Source organism: Flavisolibacter ginsengiterrae DSM 18136, from assembly GCF_059568575.1.
The window spans coordinates 74,366-94,578 of record NZ_JCANTR010000011.1 but is presented as its reverse complement, the minus strand read 5'-3'; the positions used below and the strand labels follow the sequence as shown (position 1 = coordinate 94,578).

Genomic DNA, 20,213 nt, shown 5'->3' with positions numbered 1-20,213 from the left:
TAAGAACTCTTACATTATAGGTGTCTTACCATGTATAGCTTTTGAATTCGGCCCGGAAAGCGATTGGATATCCTGGCTTGTATGCCCTATTTCTGTATCACCAGCTTGCCGTTGATATATTCGGGCAGAATATTAGCCAGGTCCGGTGTAAGACAATGACGAATATCTCTTTCTAATCCAAAATTGGTGAGCCTGTGGTAATGTGAGGCGTCATTGCTTTTCATAAATTCATAGAGGTCATTTTTTGCCACATGGTACAGGTTTTCTGCCATATGAGATGCATCACAGTTCACATTGAAATGTTCCTTTACCCGCGACACTACAGCCCCTGCCAGTAAACTGTCTTCCATGTTCACCCTATCCTTCCAGGCAGCACATCCCAGTATCACATTCTTATTAAGCTGCTGCAGATGATCACACACAGCGGAAAGGTTCAGAAAAGAACCAGTAATGATCTCTGTGGCGCCCTTGGCCAAGGCCATGTGCAACAGTTTTGTGCCATTGGTAGTAGTAAGCACTAAAGTTTTCCCACCTATGAATTCCTTTGGGTATTCAAAAGAGGAATTGCCATATTGCAGGCCCGGTGCTATTTGTCCATCTCTTTCACCTGCAGTGATACATGCCAGTTCCTTTCCCAGTTGTATGCAGCGCTCGACACTGTCAACCGGAATGATCTCTTTGGCACCGTTATATAGTGCAGTGGCAATGGTTGATGTAGCCCTTAACACGTCTATCACCACTACTACGGTATTGCTAACATCATATAAATGAAGTAGAGCGGGGGAGAGGACAGTATATAAAGATGGTTTCTTCATTTTTCCAAGAATTGTTTCCACTGGTTACTTTCAGCGATCTTCCTGATCATGTTATTCCTTTCTGTAAGTAACCTTGTCATGTATTTTTCTAAATAGAACTGGCTAAACAATTTTCCCAGCCAGCCTTTTTTAGTTTCGAAACGAAACTGGTCAATCATAATTGTCCCGTTCTCTGCGGGCTTAAAATAATGTTCGTGCTTCATCTGCTTGAAATCGCCTTCCACCTGTTCATCGGCAAAATAATCAGGGCCCTTCATTTCTGTGATCTTTACCCGTAACACCCGCTCCCGAAATAAATGCTTTGCCTTCCAGGTGACATCATCATTCAAATTCATTACTCCGGACATGGTTCCTTTAACGATCTGTTCCTGGTAGTTCGTCATGGAATATTTATGAACATCCACGCTCCTGGCCAGGTCAAACACACGTTGTTGCGGCGCTGCAATAAAGGTTGTTAAATGGATAAAGGACATCAGGGTTTTTGTTCAGGATTAATGAATAGTTGACCAATGACCATACGCGATTCCTTTTAGCTAAAGGGAACTTTTACCACTTTAGCCAGCAGCAGCTTATCACGAACTTTAATAAAGATTGTCGTGTCTAGTGTAGCAAACATATTGCGCACATAACCCATGCCTATTGCTTTTCCGAGACTGGGAGATTGTGTGCCGGAAGTAACATAACCTATCAGCATACCACTATGGTCTTTTATTTCATAACCGTGGCGGGGAATTCCTTTATCGATCATTTCAAAGCCAATGAGCTTCCTTTCTATTCCTTCCTGCTTTTGCTGCTCCAAAAATTCTTTGCCGGTGAAATCTTTGGAGAATTTAGTGATCCAGCCCAGCCCCGCTTCCAGCGGAGAAGTTGTATCATCAATATCATTACCATACAGGCAATAACCCATCTCCAGACGCAAGGTATCCCTGGCAGCCAGGCCTATTGGTTTTAATCCCTGAGGACCACCCGCTTCAAAAATGGCATTCCAGATCTTGTCTGCATTATCGCCTTTGTTCTCAAAATAGATTTCAACCCCGCCTGCTCCTGTATAACCTGTGGCACTCACCAATACATTGTCCACTCCCGCAAAACGACCTTTCACAAATGTGTAGTACTTAAGGTTCATGATATCCATATCTGTCAATGGCTGTAAGATTTTGGTGGCATTAGGACCCTGAACAGCCAAAAGACAAGTATCATCAGAGATATTATGCATCTCCACCTTGTTCTTGTTTTGCTTTTGTATCCAGTTCCAGTCTTTTTCAATATTGCTGGCATTGACAACGATCATATAGACCTTGTTCTCTTCTATGCAATAGATCAGCAGGTCATCAACAATGCCGCCTTCTTCATTGGGCAGGCAGCTATACTGTGCTTTACCGGCAGTTAGCTTTGAAGCATCATTACTGGTAACGCGTTGAATAAGGTCCAAAGCATTTTCTCCCTTCAGCATAAATTCACCCATATGGCTTACGTCAAACACACCGGCATTCTTACGAACCGTTTGATGTTCTTCGTTTATGCTGGTATAACTGATGGGCATATTATAGCCTGCAAAAGGGGCCATTTTAGCACCCAGCGCAATGTGTTTTTCAGTGAAAGGAGTATTCTTCATTCTTTGAATTTAGGATTGCAAAAATAAGTCTGAAGCTCCATTTACCTGTATTTAATAAACAAGTTACGTGTGTAAACCCTGTTAATGCATTTCATGATGCGTTAACAAACATAAATAAGTCATTAGAACTTTAATCCGTAAAGCTATAAAAAAGGCTCCCAAAGAATTGGGAGCCGCAGATACCCGCCTAAGGCGGATAACTTCAACCGAATTGACTCAGATCACCAATGGCACAAAAGGCATGGTAATGAGGGTAAAGGTTTCTTTATCTTCCGTTCCTTTAACTTTTGTAGTGTTTTGTTCTGTACTGCTATCCTGGATTTGCTCCAGGCGCTGCCTGTCTTTTTCATTCTGCCTTTCTCTTTCTTCTATTTTCAATTTCAGGCTGTCTGCACTTGTTTTTAATTCTCTTACACCTTTATGATCAAGTATTACTTCTTCAGGTTTCCTTAATTTTCCATCACTGGTCATAATGTAATCCTGGTTCACATTCCAGTCAAAATAATCATCATTATCCCAGTCAACACGGTAGCGTGGTCCGCCCCAGTTACGATACTGAACAGATCTTCTAACTACCCAAGGACTGTAAGCATTCTCAAGCGTTTCATCGAAACGAATCTTTTTCCCTACAGGTATCTGAATCTCTACGATCACACCCTGACCGCGAAACTTGCTGCTGCTGTTGATGGTTAATCCACTTCCCAGGTTTAGTGTGCTGTCCTGTGCGGCAATATTGAATATAGTCTGTGAAGCCCTGTTCTGTACATCGGCCAGGTTTCTGCCAGCGCTGTATTTATAATATTTTACATGGTATGCAGAATCATCACTTTTTTCCAGGCGTATCTTAATGTTGTTATACTTCATTGAATTTTCTGAAATATCCCATCCTGCATTGTCATCATGTATCCACCATACATTACCACTGTAGCGTATCTCGGGCTCGTTCACCTTCACTGTCATCTTGTTCATAGATGAAGTCACCGGAATTTCGATAGCATTTGTCCTGTCATAAACCCTCAGGTCCTTTGCAATACTGGCAGCAAAACATACAGCACAAACCCAGCCTATTGTCCATAAGCCACCAAAGATCCATCCCAGGTACCTGTTACGAGAACGCACTCTTACAACCCTGCGTACCAGCCAGGTCATAAAACCTACAATGGGAACTCCAATGAAGAATAACAGTGTGCCCCAGGCAAGGGCTTTTTGAATCCCGGATGTCCACAGGAAGTTATTAATTGGCCAGAAAGCCACACCTCCAAAAATGATCACCATTAAGCCTACAAATAATCCAAGCGTAATACAACCGGCAATGAATATGAAGAAGGCTTTAAAAAGCACGCCAATGATATGTCCTGCACCCCGGGCAACAGGCCTTGCTGTTTCAGCTACTTCACCGGCAAAGGTGCGTCCTCTTGTGTTGGCAAAATCAGTTGCTCTTGCACTTAGTTGTTGCGCTGAAGCTTTTACTTCCTCACCCCAGCTTTCCATACGGGTCTTAAAATCGCTCATGCCTTCTTTTACATTCTGGCGAATCCTGTTCACGTCAACTTTCTCACCCCTCATCTCCATTTTTTCAAATGGGCTGTTGGCTTCTGGCAAAACGATCCAGAGAATGATATAGGCCAGGCAGAAAGTGCCGGTGAAAGAACCTATGAACAGGTTAGGGAAGATATCCCTGTGAGATATAAAGAAAATGGAATTGATCACTCCGAATACGATGTTCAACAACAGTGGTGCTGCAAAGATCATACGTATGGCCCAGGCCGGCTTGTCGAAATAAGCCGCCAGTCCACCTGCAACTCCAGAGATCACTTTATCATCCGGGTTACGAAACAAGCGTTTCCCTTCATAGGCGTCAAGGTCTCGTACCGGTAGGATGATCCACAATAAGATGTATATCAAAAAACCAAATCCAAAGCCACCAAATGTGATGACGGCAAATAATAACCGTACAACTGCCGGATCAACATTCATGTAGTTGGCAATACCGGAACAAACACCGCCTAATAATTTATCACTGGCATCGCGGTACAACCTGCTTTTAGGTTTTTTAACCTGGGTCTGGGTATAGCTGGCTGAAGATGCTGTCTGTGCAGAACCTGTAGCACCAGTGGCACCCGTTGCTGCATCTACTTCTTCAAAGTCCTCAATTCGGCCCATGGAAGTAATGATCTCCTGTATGTCACCATCAGTAATGGCTGTTGCGCCCTTACGGATCTTATCGTTCATTAACTCCGCTATACGGCTTTCAATATCATTGATAATTTCATCGCGTCCCTCTTCATTGGCGAAGTAGCGGCGCAAACTTTCTATATAACGTTGCAAACTTTCATACGCAGAATCCTCAATAGGAATCACCCTGCCAGATAAGTTTATGTTGATGATCTTTTTCATTGTATAAAGCTTTGGTTGAAGTTTTCTGAATTGCTGCTGTCTTCTTTTTTGTTGGCGAGTGCATTTACCCCATTCGATAATTCCTGCCAGGTCTGCTCCAGTTCTTTGTAAAAGGCCTCACCTTTTTCTGTCAGCAGGAAGTATTTGCGGGGAGGGCCTGAATTGCTTTCTACCCATCGGTAGGTGAGCATCTCGGCATTCTTTAGGCGGGTTAATAAGGGATACAAGGTTCCTTCCAGTATATGAAGGTTGGCAGCCTTCATTTCTTCCACTATATCACTGGGGTAGGCTTCTCCCCGGCGAATAATGGAGAGAATACAGAACTCCAGTATTCCTTTCCGCATCTGGCTTTGTGTATTTTCAATATTCATGTTTCCTCTCTTTTTGCCTTCCCTCCGTCCCTGGTCATCCAGGGACGGTAGGTTCAGCGGATATATGTTGAATTTGATTGACAATACAAATCTATGATGTTATTTGGTACTATGCAAACTATAGTACCATATTTTTTATGGTAACTGCTAAAGCTATAGAACTATAATTAGCGCTTTTAATTGATTATCAAAGAGTTGATCGATTCTTTTGGATTTTAGAAAAGTAAGACTGGTAATTATCCGGGATAACCGGCAAGAGAAATTTATATAATTTATTATTTGAACCGGGCCCGTCTATTCTTCTTTCTTTTGAATATCTATTCGCCTGAGAAGCTATCGTAACTGCGAGCCTGCGGTAAAGGAAAAGTAGTAGAACGCCGATGCTAACATATTGTATCTCCGTACCATCCCCGTTCTTTACCCGTTCACATACGGGGTTACTACGGGGATAGTACGGAGAACCAACGGGGAATGACCGGGTATATAATATCCCAACTATACCCCAAACAGGAGATGTTTATTATTGTGACCACGAGTAAATAAGTTGAGTGTCCCGGCCTGGGATCCCGGAGTGTAATAAGCGCAAAAAAAGAGACCTGCCTTTTAACCAGGCAAGCCTCTTGTTAGATTTATTTATGTAGTTGCTTGTTATTTCTTTAATCCAATCTCTCTCAATCTTTCATCTAAATATTCACCGGCTGTTATGTCTTCGTACGCTTTCGGATGCGATGCATCTATACAGCTATCAAGTCCTGCAAGGCTCATTTCACTTTTGGGATGCAGGAAGAATGGTATTGAGAATCGTGAAGTGCCCCAAAGTTCCCTTGGAGGATTTACTACGCGGTGCGTGGTCGAACGCAGCTTGTTATTGGTAAGTCGCTGCAGCATATCTCCCACATTGACTACTATTTGTTCCGGCAAAGAAGTAACACCTACCCATTCATTTTGCCTGGTAAGGATCTGGAGACCGTCAGCCGATGCACCAACCAATAAGGTGATAAGGTTAATATCTTCATGCTGCTCCGCCCTGATGGCGGATTTCGGCTCACTATTGATCGGGGGATAATGTATTGCTCTAAGGATGGAATTGCCATTATGAACGTATTCGTCAAAATAATGTTCATCAAGCCCAAGGTAAATAGCAATGGCCTGCAATAAAGCCTTACCTGATTTTTCAAAATTGCGGTATGCCTTGTATAATGTAGGAGTAAACGCCGGCACTTCCTCTACGGTGACATTTTCAGGATAATCTTCTTTAACAGCCTCGCCATCTTCTACAGTCTGTCCATACTGAAAGAACTCTTTGAGGTCCGGTGCATCAAAGCCCTTGGCATGTTCTCTTCCAAATGATGTATAACCACGCTGACCTGCAAGGTCTTTCCTTTCATATTTTTCCTTGTTCTCTGTAGGCAACTTAAAGAACTGTTGCACATTTTTATACAGGTCCGCTATAAGATCGTCAGGAATGCCGTGGTTCTTCACTGCTACAAAGCCTACCTCTTCATAAGCCTTGCCTAATTCTTTTACAAACTTTTCCTTACGGTCCTTATCGCCACTTAAAAAATCAGAAAGATCTACTACAGGTATATTCATATAGAATGATTTATGGGGCATCAAATTTAGTAACAGCGCGGCATACATCAAATTATTTGCTTCTCATCATTTAACAGAAGCAAGCTTAATGAGGTATCCTGTTTTGAATATACTGTTTTTCTTCTGGATTAGCTTCCACTATAGCATACCGTTGCACATTATTGATCATGTCTTAATCCAGGGCATCAACTACATTTTGATAAGAGGCCCCGGACAAGGGTTTGATAAGCAGCATTAGCTCTTCCTTTTTAGTTCCCGGCCTGCGCTGGCATTTTTGAATTTCCTGTCTTATACTGTTAACCGAACCATAGCCAGTTCTGCCTATATTTCCTTTCTTCAATGCATCTTCCCATCTTCCCTGGTAATAGTAGATCTCATTATTACCTGAAAGTATGATGCTGAATGCTTTGGAGGCAGGCAAGGGAGAAGGTTTCCCTTCGGCCGGCATAAAAAGTGACGTAGCCTTGCTTTCTGCCATACTTGTAGTAAAAATAAAAAATGTAATAAGCAGAAAGCCCAGGTCAACCATCGGGGTCATGTCAATATGGGGAGCGCATAGACGTTGGTGTTTTTTACCAGTATTGCTGGTTTCTATTCTGTTCATGTTGGTAGGTTTTAATAATCCTATGATGAAAATCAGGAGCTGATTCCATATGGATACCCTCTTAATGCCATCAATTCTTTGTAATTTTTCAGTACTGAAGATTTTAAGAATAGATACGTGCCTGGCTTTTTACCATAAACTTATATGTGATGAAAACGATCCTTGTTCCAACCGACTTTTCTCCTGCTGCTGATAATGCGATGCTGTATGCCGCCCGCCTGGCATCAACCATAAAAGCAAGTGTACACCTGGTGCACGTGTACCAGATTCCCATCAGCATGAGTGATGTACCGGTATTGTTGGTTTCTGTAGAGGAATTAAAGAATGCTGCAGAAAAAGGGTTGGAGAAATCAAAGGAGCTCCTACTAAAAAACTTTCCGGACACTGAAGTCAAATATGAAGGAAGGCTGGGAAATATATCAGATGAGATCAACAGTTTATGCAAGGAAATACATCCCCTTGCCATGGTTGTTGGAAAACATGGTGCTTCGGGTATGGAGAGGATTTTGTTTGGCAGCACAACCCTGTCGCTTATCAAACACGCTCACTGTCCGTTGATCGCAGTTCCTGACAAACAAGAACATTCACAAATATCCAATATAGCGTTGGCCTATGATGGCTCGGGGCTCAACAGCACAGAACAAAAGATAAGGGAATTTGTACAGGCACTCCATGCACGCCTGCACGTGATTCATGTACAGGTGTCAGGTAAAGAATCACCGGGTATAAAAGACCTGTTACCTGAGTTAACTCCTTTGCATCAAACTATTCGCAACGAGGACTTTGTGAATGGAATTGAAAAATATATACACGCCCATCATATCGATCTGCTCATAGTGTTACCGCATAAGCATAACATCATTGAAAGGTTGTTCTATCGCACACATACTTCTGAAGTGATACAAAAGGTGAACATTCCCATCATGGCATTTCCCGAGCATTAAAACTCAGGAACTTTTACAACGTAATTCTAGAATTCTGCATTCTTAGGTGTTCTTGGGAAAGCGATCACATCCCGGATATTACCCATACCGGTAACAAATTGCACCATACGTTCAAATCCAAGGCCAAAGCCTGCATGCGGAACGGTACCATACCTGCGGGTGTCAAGATACCACCACAATTCTTCTGTGGGCACATGCATTTCTTCCATGCGCTTCATAAGCTTATCCATGCGCTCTTCCCTTTGCGATCCACCCACTATTTCTCCAATGCCGGGAGCCAATATGTCCATAGCGGCAACAGTTTTCCCATCTTCGTTCTGTCGCATATAAAAAGCCTTGATCTCCTTTGGATAATTGGTCACTATCACAGGTTTTTTAAAATGTTTTTCCACCAGGTAACGCTCATGCTCGCTTTGCATATCGATACCCCACTTCACATCATATTGAAACTTTTTCTTTTTGTAGGCAGGTGATTGCAACAATATGTCTATCGCTTCTGTATAGGTGATGCGTTCAAATTTATTCTCCGTTACAAACTGCAGTTTTTGAATCAGGTCAAGCTCACTTCTTTCATTTTGTGGCTTTTGTTTTTCCTCATCCAGCAAGCGCTGACGAAGGAACTCCAGGTCATCCGCATTTTTATCCATCACATAGCGAATGATGTATTGGATAAATTCTTCTGCAAGGTTGGCATTATCCTCAAGGTCATAAAAAGCCATTTCTGGTTCTATCATCCAGAATTCAGCCAGGTGCCTGGCCGTATTGGAGTTTTCTGCCCTGAAGGTTGGCCCGAATGTATAAATGTCACCAAAGGCTGTTGCTCCCAGTTCACCTTCCAGCTGACCGCTTACGGTGAGGTTGGTGGCCCTGCCAAAAAAGTCCTCGGAAAAATCTATACTGCCATCTTCTTTTCTTGGTGCATTATCAAATGGCAGGGTAGAGACGCGGAACATTTCACCGGCACCTTCGGCATCACTGGCGGTGATAATAGGTGTATGCAGGTAAACAAATCCCTTATCATTGAAGAACTGGTGCACCGCGAAGGCCAGCGAATGACGAATGCGGAATACAGAACCAAATGTGTTGGTACGGAACCTAAGATGTGCGATCTCCCTTAAAAATTCCAGGCTGTGTTTTTTAGGTTGCAAAGGGTATTTTTCTGAATCGCTATCACCCAATATTTCCACTTCATCTGCCTTCACTTCCAGCTTCTGTCCTTTACCCAAGGATTCGATCACCTTTCCTGTTACCTTCAGAGAAGCACTGGTAGTTATTCTTTTTAAGAGTTCTTCATCAAGCTTGCCCAACTCTATCACTACCTGCAGGTTGGCATTGGTAGATCCATCATTCAGCGCTACGAACTGGTTGTTCCTGAATGTACGCACCCATCCCATAACTGTGACCGTTTGTCCCTGGGGTTCCCAGGTAAGCAACTCTTTTATCTTGATTCTCTTATTAAACATAATTTCAAATTTGACCGCTGCAACAGGCTTGCACCGAAGGCCGCAAAGATAATTGTTGAATCATTGGCTGAACTCATTTCCTGCGAATCGCTATGAGGATTTTCATTGATGCACCTATTGATACAGGTAGAGGATAACGTGGTCCGTTTAGTGTCAGCATACTGACAGTTGGAGCTTGTATGTGATATAATTTAACAATGTTGCTAGGTGTATTAATTGTTAAAAGGGACTGATTTTGTCTATATTGCAGGGTAATAAAAATTTTTGATTTTTCCTTTTTCGCCGTATACTTGCAGCGGAAACAGTTGAGAGCTCATTCCTATATTACTCACAACACCACTTTCAAACTTCATTCTTAATCAAATCATTTTAGAAAACAGACTGGTTTTATTCTGATTAGTATCAAAAACTACAGTTTCTATGTACGATATTTTGCAGTTGAACGATATGCTTGTTCCAGAACTGCTGGACATTGCAGAAGAATTAAAAATTGATAATCCCAAAAAGCTCGATAAGCAAGGGCTCATTTATAAAATCCTAGATAAACAGGCAGTTATGAGCAGTCAAAAAAAGACAAGTGCGGAATCAACTGAAAAACCCAAACGCAAAAGAATAGTAAAAGCATCAACAGCCAATTCTACAGAAGAAGCTATCGTTGAAGATATTCAGGAAGCTGAGCCTGAAGCAGCGAAAAAGCATGCGAAGAAAGCTCCGGCACCTGCTAAAAAAGAAGTTTCCAAAAAGCCAATCCGCAAAAAAAGCGACGAACAGCCACAGCTTGAAATGGCTATAGAGGAAGAACCGTCCATAGAGCAAAATGAACCGGAAGAACAGGAAGATAACAACAATAATAACCAGGAAGCACAACTTGATTATGCTCCTGAGAAGACCATCACACCTCAGATCAATAAATTCTTCCCTCCACGTCGTGAGCAAACCTTCAATATAGAATTTGATGGCATTATCATGGCTGAAGGTGTTTTGGAAATGATGCCAGATGGTTACGGCTTCTTAAGGTCTTCTGATTACAACTATTTGTCTTCCCCGGATGATATTTATGTATCACCTTCCCAGATAAAATTATTTGGTCTTAAAACAGGTGATACTGTTTATGGATCTGTACGTCCACCAAAAGAAGGGGAAAAATATTTTGCCCTGTTAAAGGTTGAGACCATTAACGGCAAGAGCCCTGAAGAAGTTCGGGACAGGGTGCCATTCGATTACCTGACTCCGCTTTTCCCTCACGAAAAGCTGAACCTCTTCACCAATCCCAATGATTATTCCACAAGGATCATGGACCTGTTCACACCAATAGGTAAGGGACAACGTGGATTGATTGTAGCCCAGCCAAAAACTGGTAAAACCATGTTGTTAAAGGCAGTGGCTAATGCTATTGCTGCTAATCACCCTGAATGTTACCTGATGGTAGTGCTGGTGGATGAAAGACCTGAAGAGGTGACAGATATGGAGCGCAGTGTAAAAGCTGAAGTTATTGCCTCCACTTTTGATGAGCCTGCTGAGAAACATGTAAAGGTTTCTACAGTTGCGCTTCAGAAAGCCAAGCGCCTGGTTGAGTGCGGTCACGATGTGGTTATCCTGTTGGATTCTATCACCCGTTTAGCGCGTGCACACAATACCGTAGCCCCCGCATCTGGTAAAGTATTATCTGGTGGTGTGGAAGCTAATGCGATGCAAAAGCCGAAGCAATTCTTTGGTGCTGCCCGTAAAATTGAAAACGGCGGCTCTCTTACCATATTAGCTACAGCCCTTATTGACACGGGTTCCAAGATGGACGAGGTGATCTTTGAAGAATTTAAAGGTACAGGTAACATGGAATTGCAGTTGGACCGCCGACTGGCCAACAGGCGCATTTTCCCTGCTATTGACCTTGTTTCTTCCTCTACACGTCGCGATGACCTGTTGCTGGAAAGAGATGTCCTTCAGAGAATGAACCTGTTGAGGGTTTACCTGAATGATATGAATACAGAAGAGGCTATGAATGAATTATTGAAGCGTATGCGCGGAACTAAGAGCAATGAGGAATTTCTTGCCTCAATGAACAGATAAGCCCGCTTCCCCACGCTTGAGGTCTCATTTTTGTAAATAGTAAGGCTGAAATAAAAACTTTAATTATGAAGAAACTAATTTTCAGCCTTATTACTTTTCTTTCCTTAGGATTTATGGCTTGTAACAGTGACAGCACTACAAGCGCAACAACAGATTCCACAACTACAACTACAACTACCACAGATGCTACGACCACTACTTCCAGTAGTGATTATTCAGCTTTGGCAGATACATTTCAGCGCAATAGCGAGGCAGGCAAATACATAGATGTAAAAACCGGCAAACCTATTAAGATCTCAGTTGACAAGACTACAGGTAATAAAATAAATATTGCGACCAACATGCCTGTAACCCGATATATTTATGTTGACAATAATGACTGGTGGGTGTACGATGGCGATGGTAGCCGTTTAGGCCGCGCTAAAATGGAGAACAATAAAGTTTTGTTTAAAGACAGTGCCAATAAAAACTGGGTAGATTATGATGTAAAGTGGAAGAACGACAGTGATGAATCAAAGATGAAGACTGATGATATAAAAGTGAAAACTGAAAAAGACGGCGATATCAAGATCAAAACAAAAGATAAAGTGATCAAGAAAGATGAGGACGGAACGAAAGTAAAAGATAATTAATCGCTTTTTGCTTATAAAAATGCCTCCCCGCCGGGAGGCATTTTATTTTAAACCAATACAGAATACATTTGCCCTGTGCAGACAAACCGCGTACATATTAGTGAATTTTTAAGCGCCTCAAAAGGACAGTTGATCCTTGACGTACGTTCTCCTGCCGAATATGGACATGCGCATATTCCAGGCGCCATTAGTTTTCCTTTGTTCAGCAATGAAGAAAGAGCCGTGGTAGGTACTGCCTATAAGCAGGAAAGCAGGGAAAAGGCAATCAAAATTGGCCTGGATTATTTCGGGCCTAAAATGCGGCCCATGGTAGAACAGGTAGAGTCTTTACTCGCCTCCATTCATGGCAAAACGGATGCAGGAACGTTTACTGGTTATCCTGTATTTGTGTATTGCTGGCGCGGTGGCATGCGCAGCGGCGCTGTATCCTGGTTACTGAATCTATATGGTTTTAAGGTTATCACCCTTGCAGGTGGCTATAAGGCTTTTCGTAATTATGTGCTGAAGACCTTTACAAGGCCTTTCAGGTTTACCATACTGGGAGGATATACAGGGTCAGGAAAAACAGCCCTTTTACAGGAATTAAAGCACCAGGGTCAATACGTGATCGACCTGGAAGGTATTGCCTGCCATAAAGGTTCGGCATTTGGCAGCATTCATATGCCACCACAGCCTACACAGGAAATGTTTGAGAACAGGCTGGCCCTGGAACTGTCAGAACTGGTGGGAGAAATAGGGCAGGAAGAGAACACCAGTTATCCAACTATCTGGCTGGAAGACGAAAGCCAGCGTATAGGCAATTTGAATATCCCCATGGATCTCTGGGAAACCATGAGAACAGCACCTGTCTATTTCCTTGATATTCCTTTTGAACAAAGACTGGACTACCTGATAGAAGATTATGGACGGGGAGATATTCAAAAATTAATGGATGCCACTTTGCGCATTACAAAGAGGCTGGGTGGACTTGAAACAAAAAATACTATTGCTTATCTTGAAGAAGGAAATATCCGTGAGGCCTTTCGTATCCTGCTTCAATATTATGACAAGCGGTACTTTAAGGGCCTGCACAATCGGGAAGACGTATCAGCGTTATTAAATAAAATACCCTGTGAAAAGGTAACCAGTTCCAATGCACAGGCCTTGCTCAACCAATATCAAACCCTATGAGATTCACTATTGTAATTTTTCTTACGCTCTCAACATTTTTTTCTTCAGCCCAGGTAGTTAGCGGTTTATATACAGGCACACTGGTAAATGACAGTACCAAAAAAGAACAACGTTATGAATTAGCCCTTAGTGAATACCGTGGGAAGATCACGGGATATTCCTATACCACCTTTGTAGTGAATGATACTTTTTATTATGGCGTCAAAAGGGTCAAAGCCACACGAAAGGGAGATGTTCTTGTTATTGAAGATGATAAGATGCTCGTGAACAATTTTCCTGAGTCACCGGCAAAAGGCGTAAAACAGATCAATACCATTCGTTTAAACAATGAAGATACCCTGCGGGCTGCCAATGGCACCTGGCAAACTACACGTACTAAGATCTACTATGCCCTACATGGTGGGGTTCAAATGCGGCTGGATAACGATAGCACGCACTCGGCACTTATTGGACAATTAAAAGAACTTAATATCATATCTCAACCCCATTACCAGGAAACGGTGGTAAAAACACAGGTAAAGGAAGAGAAATTAAAAACTCAACCGGAAAATAAAACATCAATAACTCCTGCCGGCATTGAAACAAAATCAACAGCAAGAGCAGAAGTAAAAAAGACAACAAAACCTGAGGTTGCTGAACCAAAAACAATTGAGCCCCCGGCATCTAAACCAATGGTAAAGGAAGCTTCTGTAGCCACCAATAAAAAAGTAACTGCAGCACCTGTTTTCACCCCCCAATTGCCAACTACCATTCCGCATATACAAAGAAAGAACAGGCAACAGGAAGCAATAGATATAACTTCGGACAGCGTAGTACTGGCTTTTTATGATAATGGAGTAGTTGATGGTGACTCTATCTCTGTGTATGTTAACGGAGAGAACATTATCTCTAACAACAAGCTTACAGCTGTAGCTACTAAAAAGACCATACACCTGCCCAATGTAGAAACCATTGAGATCATCCTGGTTGCTGAGAATCTTGGAACTTTACCTCCAAATACAGGATTGCTGGTGGTAACAGATGGCGACAAGACCTACCATGTAAATTTCAGTGCCGACCTGCAGACCAATGCAGCTATCCTGTTCAAAAGAAAACTGAATAAATAATTATGTCTGAACAATATAAACTTACTGAATATTCCAAAGGCGGAGGGTGCGGTTGCAAGATCGCGCCTTCTGTTTTACAACAGATCGTTCATACGCCCAACACAACCAATTTCCCACAGTTACTGGTAGGTAATGACAGCAATGATGATGCAGCAGTGTACCAGGTAAATAATGATACCGCTGTTATATCAACAACCGATTTCTTCCTTCCCATTGTCAATGATCCGTATGATTTCGGACGCATTGCTGCAGCCAATGCTATCAGCGATGTCTATGCCATGGGCGGCACGCCATTAATGGCAATTGCGGTTTTGGGATGGCCCTTGGAAAAGCTTCCCGCAGAAGTGGCACAGAGAGTCCTGGAAGGTGGAAGGTCAATTTGTGCGGAAGCAGGTATTCCTTTAGCTGGCGGTCACACCATTGATTCAAGCGATCCCATTTTTGGGTTGGCAGTTACAGGAACTGTATCATTGAAAAACCTGAAGCAAAATAACACAGCGCAGGAAGGGGATATCTTATTCCTTACCAAACCAATCGGTGTTGGGATCATGGCCACAGCAGTAAAAAGAAAATTGCTGAAGGATGAACATTATCCTGCGCTGGTAAAGCAATTGAGTACCCTTAATAAAACAGGCGCTGAACTGGGCAAACTGGAAACCGTACATGCGATGACGGATGTGACAGGTTTTGGACTCTTGGGTCACCTGGTGGAAATGACCGAGGGCAGCGGCCTGAGTGTAGAACTGGATTATAATGCTTTAAGAAAAGTGGAAGGCCTTGATGAATACCTGAAATTAAAAAGCATCCCGGATGCCACCTCACGCAACTGGAACAGCTATAGTACCAAGGTGAAGTTTGATAAAGGCGTGAATGTTATGGAAGCGTTCAACCTGCTTCCTGACCCCCAGACCAACGGAGGCCTGTTGATAGCTGTAAAGGAAGATGCAGCAGACGAGCTAAAGTCGCTCCTGGCATCAGCAGGTCTCGCAGATTTTACACAGCCTATAGGCAGGTTCACTGCTAAAAAAGAAAAAGTGGTTTACGTACAATAAGATGCACTCCATTCATACAACACCCTGAGATGAAAATCATTGGATCTTCTATATTTTTTTTGTTATGCTCCAGCATTGCATTTAGCCAGGCAAATGCCGATAACCTGTCCTGGAGTGCTACCCGCAAACTAACCGTTGAGGATTTCACTATCAAAACAAAAGACTTACAGGCCTCCACTTCCTATGGTCAATATTATATGGATTTCGAAGTGAGGGGGTTTGATGCCTTTAGTAAAAATTTCAATAAAAGAGTTCATAACTATTTGATACGGTCAGCGTCATGGATCGATACTACAAGTGATGTCACGATCGCTCTTCGGTACCAGCAAACCCTATTTGACATCTGCGAGATATACACACGGCAATTGCGTAAAGATCTGAAAGAAAACAGGAAGAAATTATTGAAAGGAACACAGATTGTCAATGAATTAAATGCTACGGCAATGAGTGCTTTCTCCCGGCGAAGGCTTGCTTATGATAGTGAAACAGGCTCTGGAACAATTGCAGAGAAACAATCACAATGGGAAGAGCAGGTGCAAAAAGAATTGGCAGCCCTGCAAGAGTATGCCCTGCAATAATTTATGGTGAAACAAAAAATGAATGTCTCCGTATCCGAAGCTTAATATCCGGCTTTTACTTCCTTATTCGCTTCTGTGCTGATGCCAGACCTGTGCAGTATCAATTTTTCAGTAACGGTATTCATGGAAAGCTCTATCCAGCCATGATAAACATTCCCATCTTTCACAATCTGGAAGGGCAGGAAGTTATGGTCAGCATTCTTCCACAATCCAATCCAGGAGTTGCCTCCATCGCTTATGATCTTCTGTGTCAATAAAATAAAAGAAAGTTCATACCAGGTATAACCCGGGTGTTCATTTTTGATCAAATCATATTTGTTGAGTATGGGCGACTCATCATCCTGGTTATTCAACAGGTTGCGTTTGATTCTTGAAAACACATAATACTGCAATTTATCAACCTTCATGATCGGGTCTCCCACCAGCTGAACAGAAAACGAACAATCAGTTATGCTATCATTATCAATGTCAAGGCTTTTGGAATGGCCTTTACTCACTTCAAAGTTTCCAAGATCCTTATAAAACATTACCGGATGTACCGGTACTGGTATTGGCTGAACTACCGTGTCTTTTTTACACCCTGCCATCATGATGAGCAGGAAGGCTGCTAACAAGTATTTATTCACTTTCATTTTATGGTAATCAAAAACCTTCTTCAAAGTATATATACCTGTTGGATGCCTAAAATGCTTTGCGGATGACCTGTTATTTTTTGTGTATGACTTGAGAAATAAGAAGGTTAAACGATGCCACAGCAGTAAAAAAAGAATACGAAGGTTTATCATTGTTACTACCTTTATTCTACCCTCAGGAAATTCTTCCCGCACCCAGGTTTCGCATTCTTTAACCTAAACATACATCACATGGAAACCTCTATTGCAACCCGCAGTAACCTCCAGGTCATTCAACAGGCTTTTAATGATTTTGCAAAGGGTAACATCCCTGCCATTATTGACACTCTTGCCGAAGATGTGCGCTGGGGCAGCTTCAAGATCCCCGGAGCATCCATGTCAGGAAATTTCTTTGGCAAAGAAGGCGTACAGGATTTTTTCAAACACCTTGACGAACAGATCAGGTTTTCCGTTTTCGAACCACGAGAGTTCATCGTGCAGGGTGATAGCATCATAGTTTTAGGACACCAGGCTGGCATTGTGAAAAGCACCGGCAAAGCTTTTGAACACGATTGGTGCTTTAGTTTTAAAATGAAGAATGGGAAAGTTCAAAACTATTTTGCCTTTACGGATTCCTATGAACAGGCCAAAGCATTTAGCTGAAATAACTGCGATCTCCACCGGTTATAGGTCTCATTTTTCATATTTAAATCATGGTTTATGAAAAAAGTAATCATCCGTTTTGATTTTCCCAATGTCAGCCAGCAACAATATGACAACGTTTGGAAAGAATTGCGAGCCAGCGGCAACGATCATCCAAAAGGATTAATATTTCATGTTGGTGGCCCCACTACTGGTGGTTGGATGGTAGTGGATGTTTGGGAGTCTGAAGAGGCATTTAAAAACTTCAGCTCCACCCTGATGCCCATTATTGCCAGGCAGGACATCCCACAGGTTCAGCCTTCCATCTCACCTGCCTATAATGTGTATGAAGGCAATTTGCACACAGCCTGATTAAATTTTTTAAGGCGGGATCACCCCGCCTTTTTTATTCCTTATCAATACATGAATATATTTAGGAGCCCAAACCCTAACATTAATACCAGGGACCTAAACTATTAAATGGAAAGAAACTATATAGAAGATCAAAACTTTGCAAATAAGGATTATTCAACAATTCCATTGCCTGTATCGGTCTACGAAAATTGCCAGTTCAGTCATTGCAATTTTGCGGGTGCTAATATTTCAGCTATTCATTTTATTGAATGCAGTTTTCATAATTGTAACCTGGCAGCAGCCAATTTAAGCAAAACTGTTTTCAGGGATGTGGTCTTTAAAGATTCCAAGCTGGTAGGGCTTCGTTTTGAAAATTGCGACAGCTTCCTCATTTCAATGGCTTTCGAAAACTGTAACCTGCAACTCTCCTCTCTTTATGGTTTAAAATTAAAAAAGACGCATTTCAATAATTGCATGCTTCACGAGGTGGATTTTACAGATGCAGATCTTAGCGGTTCTTCCTTTAACAACACAGACCTGTCAAATGCAAGCTTTTACAATACCAACCTCGAAGGTGCTGATCTTCGCACAGCTTCTAATTATGCCATTGATCCGGAGGTCAACCGCATACAAAGGGCCAGGTTTTCTATTAATGGTTTACCGGGTTTACTGTTGAAATATAAAATAAGGGTGGATTGATTTAAGCTGCTGGTTTGTTTAAAATTTTCTTGAAAGCAGCAACGAAGCTTGTCAAGGCTGCCGGGGTTTCTTTATCTGTGATCTCCCCATTTTCATTGATCTTGCCCTTAACACCCTGGATCAACAAAGTGGTTTCTTTAGTAAATACTGCCATTATCGTCTTCATAATCAATTGTAGTTCTTCATGCCCTTTTTTACCGCTTGCAGAAGCCGTGATCAATCCTACAGGCTTATCCGAAAAAACAGTAGTGGATACACACCATTCAATAGCGTTTTTAAGTCCGCTGGGAATACTGAAAACGTATTCAGGTGTACAAATAATAACACCATCAGCCCTCTCAATGAATTGCCTGAATTCTATTACTGAAGCAGGTGTATTATCAATTGAAAGTTCAGGGTCAAAATGGGGTAGCGTTTTTAAGTCTGGATAAATAGTCAAAGTCCAATCATCAGAAGTCAGACCTGCAATATAATCAATTAGCTTTTGGTTGGCAGAATTACTGCTTGCGCTTCCAATTATTACAAATACATGGTTCTTTTGTGACATTCAAGCTATTAAAACTCCACATTATTGATCATGGACTGCCTGAACAATTTAGTATAAATTAAGGAACAAAATATTATGCTACTTCCTTCCCCTCCTCACTTCGAATAAAATAGATTTTGTTGTTGTTTTTCCCACGTTTTTCACACTATGTGAACCAGCGCCCATCACCATGGCACTGCCAGCTTTCATTGTATACGTTTGCTTGTGGCCATCCTTATCTGTAAATTCCGTTGTCCCACCCTGAATCACGTACAATGCAGCATCGGGATGTGAGTGCATGGCAGAAGACTGGCCGGGTTTATAAGATACTTGTAACACCCTGATACCCATGGAATCGTTCAATACTTTATATAAGTTGGGGGCTATCCTGGTGGCATCCATTGATGAATCCTGCGCTTCACTACCATCCTGGCGATTGATCTCTACCAATATTACCTTGGTAGTATTTTTCCCTATGTTTTTTACACTATGGGTTTCCGCTGGTGAAATGGCTGACATTCCTGTTTTCAAATCCGCTCTTGTTTCCTTCCCACTATTATCTGTGAATATAGAAGACCCACCTTCTAAAACATACATAGCATTCTCAGGATGAGAGTGCATCGCAGAGGAATCTCCTGGTTTATAGGTTGCATCCAGCATCCTGATACCCAATGAATCTGCCAATACCTTGTAAAGTCCAGGTGCCACTTTTACCGCGTCCATTGCTCCGGGTTTTTCAGATGGGGGTAATGTATCAGATTTGGTTTCCGTAACCCGGGTTGAATCTGTTGTTGATGATACTTTACTATCATTTCCATTACAGGCGGTAATAAAGAGAATCATCCCAATGGCCAAAATATATTGGCAATAGAACTTTAGGCTCATAAATTATGTTTAAAACGTTGGTGAATTAGAGCAGGAAGAAAGGATGTTAACCCGGGGCAGATCTAAATTAAATTTAAGTATAACTAACG

The 20,213-nt window shown here is 42.1% G+C and carries 21 protein-coding genes; 10 read left to right on the top strand and 11 right to left on the bottom strand.

All coding sequences use genetic code 11. The annotated features are described in order from the left end of the window. Nucleotides 1–86 precede the first annotated feature (86 nt). The 7 genes from BP74_RS12830 to BP74_RS12800 all read right to left on the bottom strand — a co-directional run bounded on the left by BP74_RS12830 (nt 87) and on the right by BP74_RS12800 (nt 7,395). Complete coding sequence (locus BP74_RS12830; RefSeq protein ID WP_496374726.1) at nt 87–815, bottom strand: 2-phosphosulfolactate phosphatase; 729 nt, start codon at nt 813–815, stop codon at nt 87–89. Continuing rightward, entirely contained in the window at nt 812–1,288 is a 477-nt protein-coding gene (locus BP74_RS12825) for an SRPBCC family protein (protein WP_496374724.1), read from the bottom strand. Before BP74_RS12825 ends, BP74_RS12830 begins: the two co-directional genes overlap by 4 nt. Before the next feature lie 56 nt (nt 1,289–1,344). Further along, nucleotides 1,345–2,430 carry a glycine cleavage system aminomethyltransferase GcvT gene (gene gcvT / locus BP74_RS12820; RefSeq protein WP_496374722.1) on the bottom strand — a complete coding sequence of 362 codons (1,086 nt, stop codon included), beginning with the start codon at nt 2,428–2,430 and terminating at the stop codon, nt 1,345–1,347. Nucleotides 2,431–2,646: 216 nt separating this feature from the next. Beyond that, entirely contained in the window at nt 2,647–4,827 is a 2,181-nt protein-coding gene (locus BP74_RS12815) for a PspC domain-containing protein (RefSeq protein WP_496374720.1), read from the bottom strand. Next, nucleotides 4,824–5,198 (bottom strand): PadR family transcriptional regulator, encoded by a 375-nt coding sequence (locus BP74_RS12810; RefSeq protein WP_496374718.1) that lies wholly within the window; start codon nt 5,196–5,198, stop codon nt 4,824–4,826. The genes BP74_RS12815 and BP74_RS12810 overlap by 4 nt, the downstream gene beginning before the upstream one ends. A gap of 648 nt (nt 5,199–5,846) precedes the next feature. Then, entirely contained in the window at nt 5,847–6,791 is a 945-nt protein-coding gene (locus tag BP74_RS12805) for an isopenicillin N synthase family dioxygenase (RefSeq protein ID WP_496374717.1), read from the bottom strand. Between the two features lie 172 nt (nt 6,792–6,963). After that, on the bottom strand, nt 6,964–7,395 hold the full coding sequence (locus BP74_RS12800) for an ExbD/TolR family protein (protein ID WP_496374715.1): 432 nt from the start codon (nt 7,393–7,395) through the stop codon (nt 6,964–6,966). A 149-nt stretch (nt 7,396–7,544) separates the two neighbouring features. Between BP74_RS12800 and BP74_RS12795 the strand changes: the two genes are divergently transcribed. Beyond that, nucleotides 7,545–8,339 carry a universal stress protein gene (locus tag BP74_RS12795; protein WP_496374713.1) on the top strand — a complete coding sequence of 265 codons (795 nt, stop codon included), beginning with the start codon at nt 7,545–7,547 and terminating at the stop codon, nt 8,337–8,339. Nucleotides 8,340–8,365: 26 nt separating this feature from the next. Here the strand turns inward: BP74_RS12795 and asnS are convergent, their stop codons facing one another. Beyond that, entirely contained in the window at nt 8,366–9,802 is a 1,437-nt protein-coding gene (gene asnS, locus BP74_RS12790) for an asparagine--tRNA ligase (protein ID WP_496374711.1), read from the bottom strand. Nucleotides 9,803–10,222: 420 nt separating this feature from the next. Between asnS and rho the strand changes: the two genes are divergently transcribed. The 6 genes from rho (at nt 10,223) to BP74_RS12760 (ending at nt 16,407) form a co-directional block, all read left to right on the top strand. Continuing rightward, nucleotides 10,223–11,869, top strand: coding sequence for a transcription termination factor Rho (gene rho, locus BP74_RS12785; RefSeq protein WP_496374709.1), 1,647 nt, complete (start codon nt 10,223–10,225; stop codon nt 11,867–11,869). A 65-nt stretch (nt 11,870–11,934) separates the two neighbouring features. Continuing rightward, the gene (locus BP74_RS12780) at nt 11,935–12,501 is read left to right on the top strand and encodes a hypothetical protein (RefSeq protein ID WP_496374707.1); all 567 of its coding nucleotides are present in this window, start codon (nt 11,935–11,937) and stop codon (nt 12,499–12,501) included. Between the two features lie 75 nt (nt 12,502–12,576). Continuing rightward, a complete protein-coding gene (mnmH, locus tag BP74_RS12775) occupies nt 12,577–13,671 on the top strand; it encodes a tRNA 2-selenouridine(34) synthase MnmH (protein ID WP_496374705.1) in 1,095 nt (364 codons plus the stop codon). Then, complete coding sequence (locus BP74_RS12770; protein ID WP_496374703.1) at nt 13,668–14,777, top strand: hypothetical protein; 1,110 nt, start codon at nt 13,668–13,670, stop codon at nt 14,775–14,777. The genes mnmH and BP74_RS12770 overlap by 4 nt, the downstream gene beginning before the upstream one ends. A 2-nt stretch (nt 14,778–14,779) precedes the next feature. Then, nucleotides 14,780–15,829 (top strand): selenide, water dikinase SelD, encoded by a 1,050-nt coding sequence (gene selD, locus BP74_RS12765; protein ID WP_496374701.1) that lies wholly within the window; start codon nt 14,780–14,782, stop codon nt 15,827–15,829. 29 nt (nt 15,830–15,858) lie between these two features. Beyond that, entirely contained in the window at nt 15,859–16,407 is a 549-nt protein-coding gene (locus BP74_RS12760) for a hypothetical protein (protein WP_496374700.1), read from the top strand. Between the two features lie 41 nt (nt 16,408–16,448). Here BP74_RS12760 and BP74_RS12755 read toward each other — a convergent pair whose 3' ends face one another. Then, entirely contained in the window at nt 16,449–17,039 is a 591-nt protein-coding gene (locus BP74_RS12755; RefSeq protein WP_496374698.1) for a hypothetical protein, read from the bottom strand. Nucleotides 17,040–17,270: 231 nt separating this feature from the next. Here BP74_RS12755 and BP74_RS12750 point away from each other — a divergent pair, with 231 nt between their 5' ends. The 3 genes from BP74_RS12750 (at nt 17,271) to BP74_RS12740 (ending at nt 18,713) form a co-directional block, all read left to right on the top strand. Continuing rightward, a complete protein-coding gene (locus BP74_RS12750) occupies nt 17,271–17,681 on the top strand; it encodes a nuclear transport factor 2 family protein (RefSeq protein WP_496374696.1) in 411 nt (136 codons plus the stop codon). Nucleotides 17,682–17,738: 57 nt separating this feature from the next. Beyond that, nucleotides 17,739–18,032: an antibiotic biosynthesis monooxygenase family protein gene (locus BP74_RS12745; RefSeq protein WP_496374695.1), complete on the top strand. Its 294-nt coding sequence runs from the start codon at nt 17,739–17,741 to the stop codon at nt 18,030–18,032. Nucleotides 18,033–18,140: 108 nt separating this feature from the next. Next, nucleotides 18,141–18,713, top strand: a complete 573-nt coding sequence (locus BP74_RS12740; RefSeq protein WP_496374693.1) for a pentapeptide repeat-containing protein — start codon at nt 18,141–18,143, stop codon at nt 18,711–18,713. 1 nt (nt 18,714) lies between these two features. On the opposite strand, the gene BP74_RS12735 is transcribed toward BP74_RS12740, so the two are convergent. Then, complete coding sequence (locus BP74_RS12735) at nt 18,715–19,260, bottom strand: NADPH-dependent FMN reductase (protein ID WP_496374691.1); 546 nt, start codon at nt 19,258–19,260, stop codon at nt 18,715–18,717. Between the two features lie 78 nt (nt 19,261–19,338). Further along, nucleotides 19,339–20,124, bottom strand: a complete 786-nt coding sequence (locus BP74_RS12730) for a cupin domain-containing protein (RefSeq protein WP_496374689.1) — start codon at nt 20,122–20,124, stop codon at nt 19,339–19,341. Between the last annotated feature and the right edge of the window lie 89 nt (nt 20,125–20,213).